Raw genomic sequence first — 14,511 nt, 5'->3', positions numbered from 1 at the left:
TCACCACCGTGCCATGGCCGCTCGCCCTCAGAGCAGGCGCCGTTCTCCATCCAAAACTTTTTGCAGAACCTTCAGCACACTATCTTTTTGGGACCGTTTGCGGACCGGCCTGAGCCTAGGAATCGTTTTGCTCAACTGCCCCTTCGAGACGGCTGACCGGCCAAAGACGTCCCTCAGGGGAGAGGGGCCCCGCGTTCCGTGGCACCGGCCCGCAACCTTCAGAATATGATAGCCCGCGGCAACCGGAGAAGGGACTCTGTGCTCTCAAACCAGCATCGACTGCTGGGCGGAGATACCCGCCGTCGCGCCATGCGATGTTGCCAGGGTGACTGAGGCCATGAGAGGGTTGGCGAGGTCGCCGGCAGCGTAGATGCCGGGAATGCTAGTTTCGCGGCGCTCGTCGACCTTGAGGGCGATGCCGAGGGGCGTATCGACCGTGGCGAGGCCCAGTGATTCATGCAGGCTTGCGGACGGCTTGTTGCGCGGATGGGCGAACAGGATGTCGATCGCGACATTGCGGCCGGTATCGAGATTGACGGTGGCGATATGGCCCCCGTGATGGGCGATCTCGGTGATCCGGCCATCGACGACAGGTATGTTGCGGCGCGCCAGATCGGCCCGGATATCGGGTGGAATGTCGTGACCATCGGCGAAGAGCGTCAACGTGTCGGTCCAATCGTGGTACAGCCTGACATAATTGTGCGACTGCGGGCCGGACCAGACGAGGCCCCAATGCTGGCCGGCGGCTTCAAAGCCGTCGCAATAGGGGCAGGGTACGATGGACGTGCCCCAGCTTTCGGCAAAGCCCGGAACATCAGGCATCTGGTCGGCGACGCCATAGCTCAGGATCAGGCGCCGCGCCCCAAGGCTTTCGCCATCGCCAGTGAGGACGGAGAAATCGTCGATGGCGCCGGAGACGCTGTCGGCCCGGGCACTGACCAGCCTGATCGTGGGATAACGCGCCAGCTGCTGCCGCGCCTCGGCCAGGATGTCCAGCGGTGGCTTGTGATCGTGACCGAGCAGGCCATGCGAGTGGCCGGCGAAGCGATTGCGCGGCAGGCCGGTATCGAGAACTGTGACCTTGCGGCGGGCACGGCCGAGCTGCAGGGCGCCGGCGAGACCGGCAAAGCTGCCGCCGATGATGATGACGTCATCCATGGTGATAAGCTCCGTGTTGTCGATGGAGGGGGTTGGGCTGGGCCTAGCGCGAAATATCGTCCAGCGATACGCGCTCGAGACGGGCAGCGAGCAGGGCTTGGGCATCGACGAGACAGTCGCCCATCACTGTGTTGACCGGCCGGACAATGCCGCATTCGATATCGCCGGGCGCCCCGGGAAACTTGATTTGGAGGACAGGTTGAAACCTACCCATTGGCTTGCACATTTCAGATACTACATGGTATCGTAATGCAAGAATTAGGATACTGTCAAGTACTGGAATTGTCGTGACTGTAAACAGCCAGGGCCGGCGCGGCCGGCCCGCCAACGAGGCGCTTGGCCAAACGATAGTCGACGCCGCGTGCGAACTCTTTGTGGAATTGGGTTTTCAAGCGACGACATTGGACAAGGTCGCCCAGCGGGCGAAGATATCCAAGCTCAGCATCTATCGGCACTTCGAGAACAAGGAGGCGCTGTTCAGCGCGGCCATCGCGGCCGGCTGCCATCAGTTGTTTGCACCACAGGCCCTTCTTGAAGGCGTCGACGGTTCGGCCGAAGATCAGCTCATGGCGGTGGGATCATCCCTGCTTCGCACGCTGTTGAGCTCGGACGTCCGCAGTGTCGAAGCCATGATCATGGCCGACAAGACGAATCAAAAGTCGTCAAGCAAGCTCCATTACGAAGCCGGCCCCGCCCATGTCATCGCCCAAATCGAGGCGCTGTTGCGTCACTTGCACGCGAAGGCGGTTCTGAACGTGCCCGATCCTCTCCGGTCCGCCCGCTTGTTTGCCGCGCTTTTCAAAGGATCCGATCTCCTGATTATCGCACGCTTCGATGAGGCGAGAGCAGAGGACGACAACGAAATCGAATCCTATTGCCGGTCGGCCGTCGCCATGTTCATCGCCGCGCACGGTGGCAACGACCACGCGGGCGGATAAGCATTTGATTGCTCCGGGCAGCTTGGCCGGGACCGTCGTCCAGGCGCTTCGTCATATTGGGCCGGCGCGCGCGGCCGAGCTTGCACAGATCGCGGCACCTCATCTTTCTCCCAACGACAAAAGACGCTCGCATCTACCGCGGTCCAAGCTCCCGCCTGGATGCGGTCGACGCTTCTCTCCATCGCAGATCCGGCAGCAGTCGGGATAACATTTGATAGGTGATGCGACGGTGCCATCCGACGATATGCTATCGGGTCCGGAACATCGATCGGTACCGCAGCCAAAGCTGAAACTATGTATGTCGATAACTAAAGTACCGTCAGCGCAGAAATGTCATGCTACGGGCAATTTTCGTTATATTTCAAAGCGTTGACGCACAGAAAAGTACCGTCAAATCCCAAAAACGAATGACGGTACTTTTTAGAATGCCCTGTCGGATATGAAAAGTACCGTCAAAAGTACCGTCAGAGTGATCTGCTACAAGCTGCGAGCCGCGCCAGGCGCTCCGATAAACTTAACGATTTCAATGATTTGATAGGTTTGTCAATTCCATTGATAATGTGCCCTGGCTAGCAGTCTTCTCTGCCCGCAAATCATTGTATTTTCTGCGAAATTCTACGCTAGAGCCGCCTATCATCGCCGTTTCCCTCACTCCCACTCGATTGTGCCTGGCGGTTTGCTCGTCACGTCATAGACGACGCGGTTGATGCCGCGCACCTCGTTGATGATGCCGGTGGCGGCTGCGCCCAGGAATGCCATGTCGTGACGGTAGATATCCGCGGTGCTGCCATCTACCGATGGTGATGCGCGTACATACCGATAAGGGCAGCGGTCACGAGCCGCGCTGTCCCCACGGGCATTGCTCTACGTGCGCCTTTCAAGGAAAAGGAGCATTGTGACGGGGCTTAGCTATAGACGCTGTAGCATTGATCTAATGCGATTTATCGCAGCATCGACGCCTTGCCTAGGCAGACTTTCAACCTTGTAAAATGAAAGGAACGTAAGCGAGGCTTGAGGAGCACAGGTATTCAGAATAGCTGTCTTGAGAACACGCCGCATTGGCCGCCTGAGGATCAGCCAATCGACCCACCAAGGTGAGCCCAAAGTTGTTATTGCAACCACCTTCCTTAACTGGTGAAGTCGCGGTTGTATGGCACCAAGATCGGCTGCGTGATCGTATGCAATACCAGGCACCCATACCCTGTCGAACCAGCCCTTCAATATAGCTGGAGGTCCGAACCACCACGTGGGAAAAATCAAGACGATAGTCTCGGCCCAGAGAAGATCCTCAATCTCTTTAGCTACCTCTGTGGTCTCGAATCCGGAATAGTAGCTCGCACGCTCCGCCGGTGTAAGAGCCGGGAAGAAGCCAGATCGATACAGATCAACATGTCGGCACTGGTGCTTCGCATCCACCAGGGTGTCGATAGCTGCGTTCGAAAGCGTTTGGCAAAGGCTTGGATTGAGTGGATGAGCCGTGACAATCAAACATCGCATACTAATATTTTGAATCCTCCCCAATTTGGTTGCGCTGCGCGTCATCATTCGTGCGGCGCGGTGCTCGGGCAAAGCTTCTCATACCAATCATGGGATTTCGAAATAGCTGTACGCGCCACAGTCTTCAAAGAGCAATTGTTTTTCAACGCCGAGAATGGCCCTTCTCGTCGCCTTGAGGGACTAGAGGCCACCATGCAAGGACAATCGCCTACATCTGCCGGGGTATTATCGCTTCCGCCACTCTGCTCTCGGCAGCTCGCTAAGACTCCCCCTCATTCCCACTCGATGGTTCATAGCTATGGTAACTCGCTGATTTGGCTATCGCAAATCCTTTGCGCATGACGAAGAACCCTCTTGCGATCCGTCAGAAATTTGCGCTCTTGATTTCAAACACCAATTTCGACGGTCCACGATTTGCTCGTTTTGGCGACTATCGGTATCAATCGGTCGATTTCTTTCTGACGGCCGCCGACCGCTCGAGACAGCGCCATCGGCGACCTGCCAGGCGTCAGTCGCGCGATATGGACAGCCCCGCGAGAAGCGGCGCGTACGCGGCGAGCCTGCGGGATACGAACTCCGTGAAGAGCCGTACGCGCTTCGTCTTGCGTGTCTCCCCCTGTGTGAGAAGCCAGAGCGTTCCGTACATGTGCAGGTCGGTGCCCGGCACCCTCGCCAGCAGGGGGTCGGCATCGCCGACGAAGCAGGGCAGTGTCGTGATCCCGAGCCCTTGCCGTACAGCAACGATCTGCGCCTCGGCGTCCGTGGTCCTGAAGGGAACCGCCGTGGTGCGAACCTCACCCTCGCTGGCCCATTCCGGAATTCCATGAATGCTTATGACGATCCACCGGATGGGATCAGGTGCGCCCGCACGCCACGCGGCTAGTCGATCGCAGGACATATAGACGCCGCCGAACAGCTCCGGTCCCTTCAGGCCGTGAAGATTGAGCGGCAGGGTTTTGCGGTCGTAGACGACGCGGATCGCGACGTCGGCCTCTCGGTTGGTCAGATTTGCCAGCTCGCCGGACGACAAGATTTCCATCTCGATGTCCGGATGCAGACGCGCGAAGTCGGCGAAGTCCGGCATGAGCAGGTGTGTCGCGAGGGGCGGTGCCAGCGTCACCCGCAGAAGCCCGCGCACGCTCTGGTCGCGCCCGAAGACGCGCGTCTCCAGCAGGTGCGACGACACTTCCATCTGGTCCGCGAACTCGAGGACCTCCTCGCCCGCAGTCGTCAGGCGGTAGCCCGAAGGCAGCTTTTCGAACATGTGCACCCCGAGGCGTTCCTCGAGCTGGGCGACACGTCGCAGCACGGTCGAGTGGTTCACACCGAGGCGCTCGGCGGCGGCCCGCACCGAGCCTCCGCGCGCGACGGCAAGAAAGTAGCGAACGTCATCCCAGTCGATCATGGTGCAATCCGGCACCGCGCGGTGCGCCTTCCAAAGCCCGTATCTAACACATCGAACAGCAGTACGGGCGGTCATCATAGCCTATGTCGACGCGCGCGGCTCAATTCCGAACGGCGGACGCCGATCGTCGCGGCTGGCGTCAGTCGTCCAGCCGGATCGATTTCGCACCACCGATGTGCGCGCTTCCGCACTCAACAACTGACGCCGGCGGACCCATTTCGAGGTTCTCGGGGGTGTCCCCGCACAACCAAAGGCGAAGGCCTGGAAGGATAAGTCATGGGAAAGCTTGAAGGGAAGGTTGCAGTCATCACCGGCGGCGCTACCGGCATCGGCCGCGCCGCAGCAAAGCGCTTCATCGAGGAGGGCGCCTTCGTTTTCATCTTCGGCCGTCGGCAGGAAGCGCTCGACGCCGCTGTGGCCGACCTCGGGCCCAATGCCCGCGCGGTGAAGGGCTCGGTCTCCGATCTGACCGACCTCGACCGACTTTACGCTGCGGTGAAGGCCGAGCGTGGAACCCTCGACATCGTCTTTGCCAATGCCGGGGCGGGAAGCCAGCTTCGGCTCGGCGAGATCACCGCCGAGCACATTGACGAAACCTTCGACACCAATGTGAAGGGTACGATCTTCACGATCCAGAAGGCGCTGCCGCTGATGAGCGAGGGCGGTTCGATAATCCTCACCGGATCGAGCGCTGGCACCACGGGCGCCCCGGGGATGAGCGCCTACAGCGCGAGCAAGGCGGCAGTGCGCAACCTCGCGCGGACCTGGGCGGAGGACCTAAAGGGCACCGGCATCCGGGTAAACGTGCTGTCGCCCGGGGCCACTGCGACCGAGCTAGCGAAGGAAGCACTAGGCGAGGAGGGCCAGAAGGTCTTCGCCTCGATGACTCCGCTCCAGCGCATGGCCGATCCGGCGGAGATCGGGGCGGCGGCGGCCTTTCTCGCGTCGTCGGACAGCAGCTTCATGACTGCCAGCGAGGTCGCCGTTGACGGCGGTCTTGCGCAACTCTGACGCGCTAACCCAGCGCCGTTGAAGGCCGGGGAAATCAATACCAACACGGATCGGAGAAGAGCATGAGCTACGCAATTGTAGGATTCGGTAAGATAGGCCAGGCCCTCGCCCACGCCTTCGCCCGTAAAAACATCGACGTGGCCGTCGCGAGCCGCCGACCGCCCGAGGCGTTGGCGCCGCAGGCTCGGGCGATTGGACCCACGGTAGTCGCCAAGTCGCTGCGGGATGCACTCGAGGCCGACACAATCATCTTGGCAGTCCCGTTCGGGGAGCATCGCGAGGTTGCGAAGGCTCTGCCGAGCTGGGAAGGCAAGACAGTCATCGACGCGATGAACGCGTTTCCAGTGCCTGAAGAGCTGGACGGTCTCCCGTCCTCCGCCTTCGTCGCGAAGGCGTTCACCGGCGCCAAGCTCGTCAAAGGGTTCAATCATCTGGGTGCGGCCACTCTGGCTGCCGATCCGATCGTCCAGGGCGGGCACCGTGTCGTCTTTCTGTCGAGCGACGACGAGGACGCGACCGCTCCCGTGGCGGCCTTGGCCAAACAACTCGGGTTCGCACCCGTCAAGCTGGGAAAGCTCAACGAGGGTGGCGCGCTGGTGCACGCGCGCGGCCGCACTTGGGGCCAGCTCATCTTCCAGGATTTGTTCAAGAAGGAGCAGTAATCGATGTACGACCATGTGACTTGGCCCGAGCGATATGATCCGAAAACGTCGGCCATCTACGCACTCAACGACATTGACGTGAAGGCGCCGCCTGAAGCGGTCTGGAAGCTGCTCGTCGAAGCCGAGAATTGGTCGAGCTACTTTCCCGCCGAGGATCAGGTCAAGATTCTGACGGGGGAGCCGGAACTGGCGCTCGGAACGCGATACAGCCGTGTGACGGTTGGATTTCCGATGAGTCTGGTCGTGACGGAATGCGAGCCCCTTCGCAGGCTCGCATGGGCGACGACAGTTGATGGCGACGAGACCGGCTCAAGCGCATACCATGGCTGGGTCATCACGCCTACGGACCATGGCTGCCATGTGCTGACCGAGGAAACGCAGCAGGGCCCCTTCTTCCTCGATGAACTCGGGCGCAAACATCCCGGCGCACTCTATCGGTATCACCAAGACTGGGTCGAAAGCCTCGCCCACGCAGCGGAGGCGGAAACAGCGAAGACGACAGTGGATTGATTGCGCTTCCTGTTTAATTTTGGAGATGAATGAGATGAATATCGAACTCAAAGGCCGCAAGGCCATTGTTACCGGATCCACCGCCGGTATCGGCCGCGCGACGGCGGAGGGGTTGGCACGTGCCGGTGCATCGGTCGTCGTCAACGGCCGTGGAAACGCTCGGGTCGATGAGGTGGTGCGGCAGATGCGGCAGGCCTTCCCCGGCAGCGACATCTCGGGTATCGCCGCTGATCTTGCGACAGCGGAGGGGGCAAAGGCCTTGATCGCGCATGCGCCTGACGCCGATATCCTTGTGAACAACGTCGGTACAGCACACATCCGGAGCTACAACGGCGTCGAGGATATCGCAAATATCCCCGATGAGGACTGGCTTGACCTCTTCCAGTTGAACGTAATGAGTGGCGTGCGCGCGAGCCGTCATTACCTGCCGCGGATGGTGGCGAAAGGCTGGGGCCGCATCGTGTTCATAAGTAGCGAATCCGCGGTCAACATCCCTAAGGAAATGCTCGACTATGGCATGACCAAGACCGCTCAACTCGCGGTCTCACGCGGGCTTGCCGAGGCGGTCGCGGGCACGGGCGTCACCGTCAACGCCGTCCTGCCGGGACCTACCCGCTCTGAGATCCTGGACAACTTCATGGCGAGACAGGCTGACGCAAATGGAATCACGCAGCACGAAGCCGAGCGGGGCTTCCTGCAGGCGATGCGTCCGACGAGCCTCATCCACCGCTTCGCGACCACCGATGAGGTGGCCAACATGATCATCTACACATGCTCGGAGCAGGCTTCGGCGACCACCGGCGCGGCTTTGCGGGTGGATGGTGGCGTGGTCCGCTTCGTCGCGTAGCAGGACGACCAAATTGTGCCGTTCGCCAACTCGGGTCCGCTGTCGGCCAAGCTGCTGAAGCATGGCACGCTTAAGCCTACAGGGATCTGGCGCACGGCATGCGCACGGTCCACGCATTGCGGGAGCACTCTGAAACTATGCGAGGCACGAGAACGTATTCAGCTACGGCGCCGTCCCCGCTGTGCTCGGCGGCTGTGTGCTCGTCTCGTTGGTCCCGCCCCGGGGCTTAGACCATGATACAAATCCACGGAACATAATGTCTATTGTCCGAGGAATTGATCGGCGCTCCGATCCCAATCCAAAGCATGTGCTGTGAACGGCGCGGTGGATCGATCCCTTTGAGCATCTCTACACATAATCGAAGGTCTATCGCCGACCTGCAAAACGGCTGCTTGTTCTTGCAGAATCGCCCGCGAACTATCGCCTCCTATCGTTGACCAACAATTTCCGAATATATCCCACAGTACTCCAACCTACTCCACCGCACGCCCCCTCACTCCCACTCGATTGTTCGGACGGACCATAAGCATCTGATTTCGCTCGAAATTTCTCAGTTTAGATGACAATAAGCCGACATGGGGGCTGTCAAAAATCTACGCTGTTGATTTTAAACAGATTTTTCACTGAATATTTTTCGCATGGTTTCGGCATCTATCGAGGTCGATTGCCTCTGAGAGCCGATTTTTAGCGGCTGGGAGCCGCTCCGCTAACAGCGGAAAAGTACCGTCATGTCTCTTATAGCAAGGTTTCGTCGCCCGGGCGAGGCTCGTCCAATCCGCGCCCCAGAGCAAGCCTACACGAGGGCCTGACGCACCGTGTCGCCGTGAAGTCAGGTGGCCGGCAAGCCTGGATCGATGCCGGTCATGGCGATGGAGACGTCCCAGAGCCGCTTCGCAAGCGCGGGATCTTCGGCATGCGGCGCGCGCTTTGCTTCGCCGGCTACACCGCGGATTCCGCCAAGGCCGGTGGGACCGTAATAGCCTCCGGGCTTCACCTTGCCGGTCGCAGCCAAAAGTGCTGGCCACGCGCCCTTGTCGGAGCTATTGAGCAGCAGGCCGACGATTGGGCCTGCGATCTGGACAATCCCCATGTGGCGGCCAAGACTTGTATTGGCGACGCCAGGGTGAACGCCGATGGCTGTGACGGGCGACTTCGGCGCGCGCAGGCGACGATCCAGTTCGAAGAAGAACAGCGCGTTCGCCAATTTGCTGCCGCCGTAGCGATCGGTCTTGATGTAGCTCTTGTCGGCGTTGAGGTCGTCCCAGTCGATCTTGGCCTTCAGATGCGCGATGCTCGAGGTCACGACCACGCGCGATCCCGGCGTCTCCGCCAGTTTGGGCAGGAGCAGCGAGGTGAGCGCGAACACGCCGAGATGATTGACGCCGAACTGCGATTCGAACCCCTGCTTCGTGCGCGTCAGCGGCGGATTCATGATCGCGGCATTGTTGATGAGCGCATCGATCCGTGGCTCCTTCGCCGCGATCTCGGCTGCGGTGCGAACGCTGTCCAGGTCACCGAGGTCGAGCGGCAACCAGACGAGATCGGCATTCGGCGTGATCCGCTTGATCCGCGCGATGGCGTCCTGCGCCCTGGTCTGCTCGCGGCAGCCAAGCAGGACGCGCGCGCCCCTGGCGGCAAGCACCCGCGCGATTTCGAACCCGACGCCGGCGTTGGCGCCTGTGACGATGAAGCTTTTTCCCGTCTGCTTGGGAACGTTAGCTTCGGTGAAACCCTTGCAATTCGACATTTTCGATCCTTATCTATGAGTAACTACATACTCATTTATGGGGTAAAACTCAGGCGGCAGACCCCTTCCAGAAAAGGTCGAACCCGGCCTGCCGGATGGCGTCACTTTCCTGAGGTTTGGCTGTGACCGCGTTGATGCTGATGTCGGCCAAGTCGAAGAGAATGGTATCGATGTAGAAGGCGATCCTGTCAGGCGCGGCATGGCCGGCGAGACACTCCTCCACCATCGTCCGCGCATCCCGCTGCATGGCGTGACACCGGTTCCGGCTTTCCGCTGTCACGCGATCCGAGACCTTCAACTGACGAAGGGCCTTGCGCGCCGTGGCGTGAGCCAGTCCCCAGTCAATCAGACGGTTCCAGACCGCGAATAGTCGGTCTTTGGGGGAGGCGTCCGCCGGATATGGCGCCAGCATCATCTCTACCAAGTCGGCCTCGATCTCGAGAAAGAGCTGGTTGAGCAGATCGTCCTTGGTTGGAAAGTAAGTGAACAGCGTTCCCTCAGACACGCCAGCAGCCTTTGCGATCTTGGCCGTGGACGCGCCTGTGCCCAGGCTGGCGACGAACTCGGCCGCTGCATCGAGCAGTGCCTGTCGCTTTTCTTCACTGAGGGGACGCGCCATATTTCCGTCTAACGATATTGAGTGAGTGGATACTCAATAATAGGGGATGGCATGAGATTGGTCAAGGGATGCAGCCCCGCATCTTTCGCGGTCCATACCGACCAAGCTCGAATGAAGATTGTGTGGGCACACACCATGAGGCTGCGGCTGCCTTTTCAATAAGGGACGCAGTGGGGATCGAGATGTCTGTCGAAAGGGAAATGCATTGGATTCAGGGCCTTGATTGCAGTCCCCGGGGCATCATCATGCCTACTTCGATGAGAGCAGGTGATGGCACGCCCAGCCCTGACCAATCCAAAAGCGTGAACGGCACCACAAGCGGACATTACTCGGTATCTATCGAGATGTGTGAGCCGCCTACACTACGACACAGTTTCCCGCAGTGTCCGAAACTACGCTCCCCTCACTCCCACTCGATCGTTTTGAGCCATCGTAACGCGTTGACGCGGCAGCACAAACTTTTCTGCACGCCCTAAAGAACCGACTCTGCGATCCGTCAGAAATCTGCGCTCTTGATTTCAAAAGGGAATTTCGGCGATTCGGGATCGGCTCGGTTTCGGCGACTATCGACAACAATCGGTCTATTTTCGACAGCCGCGCCGCAACAAGCCGCGACCCACTGGGGACCAAAAAAAGGACCGTCAAACACGGCCGAGCGGTCCGCACGGTTGCGCCCGGCATTCGCTCGTCGCCGTGGCGTGCCTCACTTGCCGTATGACGCAAGGAACACCCGTACGCCGGCCGCGGCGTGCCGTCGAAGCTTCGCCGGTTTCGGAATCGACTCGTCACCCAACAGCATGGCCCTGTTCAATGGCTCGCCCATAATCAACCAATTGAACTGGGAAGCGGCGACGGCCGGATCATCGATCGCAAGCAGGCCGTGATCAGCCAAACGCTCGAACAACACTGCCATCGCCGCAATTGCGCGCCCGGGTCCGCCATCGAAGAGTGCCTTTGCCAGTTCCGGGAAGCGGCCGACCTCGCCGATCACCAGACGGCGCAGCTGCATGACGCGCGGCGTGAGCACGGTGGCAAGCTGTCGGTAAGCATAGCGCTGAAGATAATCGGCAATATCTTCGCCCTCGGCGAGTTCGGGCATTTTACTGTGGACCCTATCGCTGGCTCGATTGGTCACGCTGCTCACGATCTCTACGAACAGCGTCTCCTTGCTCGGAAAATTCTTGTAGACGGTCTGTTTCGACACCGCCGCAAGCGCCGCGATCTCGTCCATGTTGGTGGCCAGATAGCCCTTTTGCAGAAACACCTCTGTAGCCGCATCGAGGATGGCCCGGCGCTTTTTCGCCGACCGTCCGTGCGGTTCGAGTTCTTCTGTAGCACCTGCTGAACGCGTCGTGGTCATGCTCCTGGCGTGTCCGCTGCCGATTGACTCATGGGTACTGGACCGTCTAGTTTGATTTGGACCGAGATGCAACGGGGAGAGATCGACAATGCACATCCACTTCGCGGAGCTTCCAGTGTTCGACCAGGAACGCGCCAAGGCGTTCTACATCGATCACCTGAATTGCCGCATCGTCGCCGATCAGCCCATGAGCAATGATGGCTGGCGATGGATCGAACTCGGATTTCCAGGGGCCGAAACCACCCTCCACTTCCTAAGGCGCAAGGACGAAACACCATCTGAGGGGCCCGTCCTCGTGCTGGTTGACAACGAAATCGAAGTCACCGTTCAGAGACTCAAATCGCGAGGCGCCGAGATCATAGCAGAACCGCGCCCCGCGCCATGGCAACCGGGGCGCACGATCGCGGAATTTCGGGACAGCGAGGGCAATCGCATGATGATCACCAGCAGATGACGCACTCACCTATCATGACCGCAACTTGCTCTTGCGGTGGCGTCGAACTCAAAGCCTTTGGCAGGCCGATCGTGAGCAGTGCCTGCTACTGCGACGACTGCCGGAAGGGAGCTGATCAGATCGAAGCTTTGCCAGGTGCTGGCGCTATACGCGATCCCGATGGCGGCACCGCATACATCCTCTATCGAAAGGACCGCATCGAGTGCTCCAAGGGGGCCGAATTGCTGAGGGGTTACAAGCTTAAGGAAACTTCAGCCACGAATAGGGTCATCGCCATGTGCTGCAATTCAGCGATGTTAATGAACTTCGATAGAGGTCCACATTGGGTCTCGGTATACAGAGCGCGGTTTCACGGAGAACTCCCGCCACTGCAGCTGCGGATTTGCACGAAGTTCAAGTCGGACAGCGATGTCATTCCTGACGACGTGCCGAGCCACCGGGGTTATCCTCTAGGGTTCGTCGTTAAACTTTTGGCATCGCGCGTGGCGATGTTGCTAGGTCGATAAACCGGCCGCCAGCCTGCGCGATAAGACATTCAGATAGGTGCGCAAATCGGATACAGCCTTGCCGCTCAGGGTTCAGGCCTGAACGAATTTCTGTAGGCGATCCGCCACGATCAGCCCTGCCCGGCTGTTCAAGTGCACGCCGTCGGTGTGAAATAGCCAGCCATTTACGCGGGCGACATCATCCGGACGCTGCCGCAGCACCAGTACGCGAAAAGCATCGCGATAGAATGGAAGAAAGTTGAACGCCGTGTAGGCCCGGCCAGGCGAGGCGCGAACTTCCTCGGTGAGCGCCTCATGGAGCGGGACATAGCCGCAGCGTTCCTCGTGCGCGATGGCCGCCACGATCGCAGAATATTCCTTGATCCGCCGGTTGAGCTCGCTCTGGAACGGGTCGTCCGAATCCGGCGCTTCTTCTATCGGAGGGAGCGAGCAAAGGCCGATCTCCGCCGCCGTCTCGCGCCTCGGCCTGCGTGCTATCTCGGCCAGATTCTCGTGGAACCAATCGGGCGAAGGCGTGCGGGGCAGACGCTTCCAAAACGTAAAGAACCGCCGCACTTTGCGTGACACGAGCGTGAGAACATCATTCCCGCCGACCCAGACGATGACCTTGTCGGGACGACAGGCGAGCACATCCGGCAAGCGCTGCAGCGCGTTGTAGGCCAAGTCGCCGCCGACACCAAAATTCCGGAACTCAAATTGCCCGTTGCCCGGCCGCCGGCGGAGCTCCGCCATCCAATCGAATGCCTGGCGCTTGCCCGCCGTGCTGCTCGACCCGAGGCACGCCACGATTTTTCGTTGAGAATTCACCATCGTGACTCGGCCAAGCCAGAGTGAGAAATCGTCGCCTTATGCTCTTCCCAAAACGGCCGGCCCAGTCATGAGTTTCAGGTCGGATTCCGCGGCGCTTTCCAACATCCATGGACAGGCATAATAATCTTCGATGCGATCGATGACGCGACCGGCGACATGGACACGAACCGGCCACGCGACCTGCCACCGGTCGCCTCGCTGGAAGAGCACGATCAGGACAGGCTCTCCGTCGATCGCCCCCAACTCCATGGTCCACGTCTCCGGGTTTCGCTCGTATTCGACGAAATAGGGAGAACTTCTGACCAGGCCGTCGAAGCAGTCGGCGACCCGCAACCGAGCATCGGCGCTGGTCAGGCTCCGCACGCCATCCCAGTCATGGCGGTTGAAGAGGTCAACATAGCGCTGCAAGAGCCGCGCGGTGTCGGGATCAAGCGGACGGTTCGGTTCACCGGCAGGTTCAGCGGGCAAGTCGGCGAGCTTCGCCCGTCCGCGGGAGAGCGCGGCTTTGACGCCCCCAACCGTCGAGTCCACCAGTTCTGCGGTCTCTTCCAGCGAATAGTCGAACACGTCCTTCAAGAGGATGCAGGCGCGCTCCTTGGGCGGCAAGCGGCCAACCAGCCGTTCGATGGCGCGGCGTGCATCGGTCGCTGCCGGCTCTGCAGAGACAACGCCGATGTCGTCCGAATAGCCGTGCTCCGCGCGCTCGCGCACATCGCGTCGCCTCAGAAAGTCGATGCAGCGATTGTGAGCGATGCGAAACAACCAGGGTTTTAGCCTGCGGGGATCATCGAGGGTCTCGATCTTCGTGTAGGCCTCGAACAGCGTCTCCTGCACGAGATCCTCACCGTCGAGGCGTGAGCCCGTCATGCGGGCGCAGTAGCGATGCAGTTGGGCGCGGGCGCCTGACACCGTCTCGAGGAAGGCGCGATATCGCGCATCGAACAGGCCGGTCGGTCGCTCGGGCATGTCCTTCAGCTGCCACATCTT

At 60.1% G+C, this 14,511-nt stretch carries 16 protein-coding genes and 2 pseudogenes; 8 read left to right on the top strand and 10 right to left on the bottom strand.

Features of this window, described 5'->3' with window-relative positions; translation table 11 throughout:
- Positions 1-264: 264 nt before the first annotated feature.
- Positions 265-1,158, bottom strand: coding sequence for an NAD(P)/FAD-dependent oxidoreductase (locus NKI39_RS30575; RefSeq protein ID WP_352836495.1), 894 nt, complete (start codon positions 1,156-1,158; stop codon positions 265-267).
- Positions 1,159-1,201: 43 nt separating this feature from the next.
- Positions 1,202-1,372, bottom strand: coding sequence for a hypothetical protein (locus NKI39_RS30570; RefSeq protein ID WP_352836492.1), 171 nt, complete (start codon positions 1,370-1,372; stop codon positions 1,202-1,204).
- A 73-nt stretch (positions 1,373-1,445) separates the two neighbouring features.
- Here NKI39_RS30570 and NKI39_RS30565 point away from each other — a divergent pair, with 73 nt between their 5' ends.
- A complete protein-coding gene (locus NKI39_RS30565; RefSeq protein WP_352836489.1) occupies positions 1,446-2,096 on the top strand; it encodes a TetR/AcrR family transcriptional regulator in 651 nt (216 codons plus the stop codon).
- Between the two features lie 648 nt (positions 2,097-2,744).
- Here the strand turns inward: NKI39_RS30565 and NKI39_RS30555 are convergent.
- The 3 genes and pseudogenes from NKI39_RS30555 to NKI39_RS30545 all read right to left on the bottom strand — a co-directional run.
- Positions 2,745-2,909: pseudogene (locus NKI39_RS30555) on the bottom strand (GMP synthase (glutamine-hydrolyzing)); the annotation flags it as partial.
- Between the two features lie 96 nt (positions 2,910-3,005).
- Positions 3,006-3,593, bottom strand: coding sequence for an NAD(P)H-dependent oxidoreductase (locus NKI39_RS30550; RefSeq protein ID WP_352502216.1), 588 nt, complete (start codon positions 3,591-3,593; stop codon positions 3,006-3,008).
- A gap of 508 nt (positions 3,594-4,101) precedes the next feature.
- Positions 4,102-4,998: a LysR family transcriptional regulator gene (locus NKI39_RS30545; protein WP_352502130.1), complete on the bottom strand. Its 897-nt coding sequence runs from the start codon at positions 4,996-4,998 to the stop codon at positions 4,102-4,104.
- 276 nt (positions 4,999-5,274) lie between these two features.
- Here NKI39_RS30545 and NKI39_RS30540 point away from each other — a divergent pair, with 276 nt between their 5' ends.
- The 5 genes and pseudogenes from NKI39_RS30540 to NKI39_RS30520 all read left to right on the top strand — a co-directional run.
- A complete protein-coding gene (locus NKI39_RS30540; protein WP_352473458.1) occupies positions 5,275-6,009 on the top strand; it encodes an SDR family NAD(P)-dependent oxidoreductase in 735 nt (244 codons plus the stop codon).
- Positions 6,010-6,071: 62 nt separating this feature from the next.
- A complete protein-coding gene (locus NKI39_RS30535) occupies positions 6,072-6,671 on the top strand; it encodes an NADPH-dependent F420 reductase (protein WP_352502129.1) in 600 nt (199 codons plus the stop codon).
- Between the two features lie 3 nt (positions 6,672-6,674).
- Positions 6,675-7,181: an SRPBCC domain-containing protein gene (locus NKI39_RS30530; protein WP_352450990.1), complete on the top strand. Its 507-nt coding sequence runs from the start codon at positions 6,675-6,677 to the stop codon at positions 7,179-7,181.
- A 34-nt stretch (positions 7,182-7,215) separates the two neighbouring features.
- A complete protein-coding gene (locus NKI39_RS30525; RefSeq protein WP_352502128.1) occupies positions 7,216-8,028 on the top strand; it encodes an SDR family NAD(P)-dependent oxidoreductase in 813 nt (270 codons plus the stop codon).
- Between the two features lie 3 nt (positions 8,029-8,031).
- A pseudogene (locus NKI39_RS30520) lies at positions 8,032-8,144 on the top strand (alpha/beta fold hydrolase); the annotation flags it as partial.
- A 713-nt stretch (positions 8,145-8,857) separates the two neighbouring features.
- Here the strand turns inward: NKI39_RS30520 and NKI39_RS30515 are convergent.
- From NKI39_RS30515 to NKI39_RS30505, 3 genes are all read right to left on the bottom strand, one after another.
- A complete protein-coding gene (locus NKI39_RS30515; protein ID WP_352502127.1) occupies positions 8,858-9,775 on the bottom strand; it encodes an oxidoreductase in 918 nt (305 codons plus the stop codon).
- A 49-nt stretch (positions 9,776-9,824) separates the two neighbouring features.
- A complete protein-coding gene (locus NKI39_RS30510; RefSeq protein ID WP_352502126.1) occupies positions 9,825-10,394 on the bottom strand; it encodes a TetR/AcrR family transcriptional regulator in 570 nt (189 codons plus the stop codon).
- Positions 10,395-11,097: 703 nt separating this feature from the next.
- Positions 11,098-11,754 (bottom strand): TetR/AcrR family transcriptional regulator, encoded by a 657-nt coding sequence (locus tag NKI39_RS30505; protein WP_352473464.1) that lies wholly within the window; start codon positions 11,752-11,754, stop codon positions 11,098-11,100.
- Positions 11,755-11,842: 88 nt separating this feature from the next.
- On the opposite strand from NKI39_RS30505, the gene NKI39_RS30500 reads away from it, so the two are divergent.
- Both NKI39_RS30500 and NKI39_RS34380 read left to right on the top strand, forming a co-directional pair.
- A complete protein-coding gene (locus NKI39_RS30500) occupies positions 11,843-12,208 on the top strand; it encodes a VOC family protein (protein ID WP_352502125.1) in 366 nt (121 codons plus the stop codon).
- Entirely contained in the window at positions 12,136-12,714 is a 579-nt protein-coding gene (locus NKI39_RS34380; protein WP_502898637.1) for a GFA family protein, read from the top strand. The genes NKI39_RS30500 and NKI39_RS34380 overlap by 73 nt, the downstream gene beginning before the upstream one ends.
- 72 nt (positions 12,715-12,786) lie before the next feature.
- On the opposite strand, the gene NKI39_RS30495 is transcribed toward NKI39_RS34380, so the two are convergent.
- Both NKI39_RS30495 and NKI39_RS30490 read right to left on the bottom strand, forming a co-directional pair.
- Positions 12,787-13,524 carry an SGNH/GDSL hydrolase family protein gene (locus NKI39_RS30495; RefSeq protein ID WP_352836485.1) on the bottom strand — a complete coding sequence of 246 codons (738 nt, stop codon included), beginning with the start codon at positions 13,522-13,524 and terminating at the stop codon, positions 12,787-12,789.
- A gap of 36 nt (positions 13,525-13,560) precedes the next feature.
- A complete protein-coding gene (locus NKI39_RS30490; RefSeq protein ID WP_352502215.1) occupies positions 13,561-14,490 on the bottom strand; it encodes an RNA polymerase sigma factor in 930 nt (309 codons plus the stop codon).
- Positions 14,491-14,511 lie beyond the last annotated feature (21 nt).

The sequence above is a fragment of the Mesorhizobium sp. M0664 genome (assembly GCF_040320565.1).
In the GTDB taxonomy this organism is placed as follows: domain Bacteria; phylum Pseudomonadota; class Alphaproteobacteria; order Rhizobiales; family Rhizobiaceae; genus Mesorhizobium.
Note: the sequence above shows the minus strand (reverse complement) of the source record. Positions and strands in the feature narration are given on the sequence as shown.

Coding starts and splice junctions, on each gene's coding strand:
- NKI39_RS30505 (WP_352473464.1), bottom strand. CDS start 11,754: ATGACCACGACGCGTTCAGCAGGTGCTACAGAAGAACTCGAACCGCAC.
- NKI39_RS30570 (WP_352836492.1), bottom strand. CDS start 1,372: ATGGGTAGGTTTCAACCTGTCCTCCAAATCAAGTTTCCCGGGGCGCCC.
- NKI39_RS30525 (WP_352502128.1), top strand. CDS start 7,216: ATGAATATCGAACTCAAAGGCCGCAAGGCCATTGTTACCGGATCCACC.
- NKI39_RS30540 (WP_352473458.1), top strand. CDS start 5,275: ATGGGAAAGCTTGAAGGGAAGGTTGCAGTCATCACCGGCGGCGCTACC.
- NKI39_RS30500 (WP_352502125.1), top strand. CDS start 11,843: ATGCACATCCACTTCGCGGAGCTTCCAGTGTTCGACCAGGAACGCGCC.
- NKI39_RS34380 (WP_502898637.1), top strand. CDS start 12,136: ATGGCAACCGGGGCGCACGATCGCGGAATTTCGGGACAGCGAGGGCAA.
- NKI39_RS30550 (WP_352502216.1), bottom strand. CDS start 3,593: ATGCGATGTTTGATTGTCACGGCTCATCCACTCAATCCAAGCCTTTGC.
- NKI39_RS30515 (WP_352502127.1), bottom strand. CDS start 9,775: ATGTCGAATTGCAAGGGTTTCACCGAAGCTAACGTTCCCAAGCAGACG.
- NKI39_RS30575 (WP_352836495.1), bottom strand. CDS start 1,158: ATGGATGACGTCATCATCATCGGCGGCAGCTTTGCCGGTCTCGCCGGC.
- NKI39_RS30490 (WP_352502215.1), bottom strand. CDS start 14,490: ATGCCCGAGCGACCGACCGGCCTGTTCGATGCGCGATATCGCGCCTTC.
- NKI39_RS30495 (WP_352836485.1), bottom strand. CDS start 13,524: ATGGTGAATTCTCAACGAAAAATCGTGGCGTGCCTCGGGTCGAGCAGC.
- NKI39_RS30545 (WP_352502130.1), bottom strand. CDS start 4,998: ATGATCGACTGGGATGACGTTCGCTACTTTCTTGCCGTCGCGCGCGGA.
- NKI39_RS30535 (WP_352502129.1), top strand. CDS start 6,072: ATGAGCTACGCAATTGTAGGATTCGGTAAGATAGGCCAGGCCCTCGCC.
- NKI39_RS30530 (WP_352450990.1), top strand. CDS start 6,675: ATGTACGACCATGTGACTTGGCCCGAGCGATATGATCCGAAAACGTCG.
- NKI39_RS30510 (WP_352502126.1), bottom strand. CDS start 10,394: ATGGCGCGTCCCCTCAGTGAAGAAAAGCGACAGGCACTGCTCGATGCA.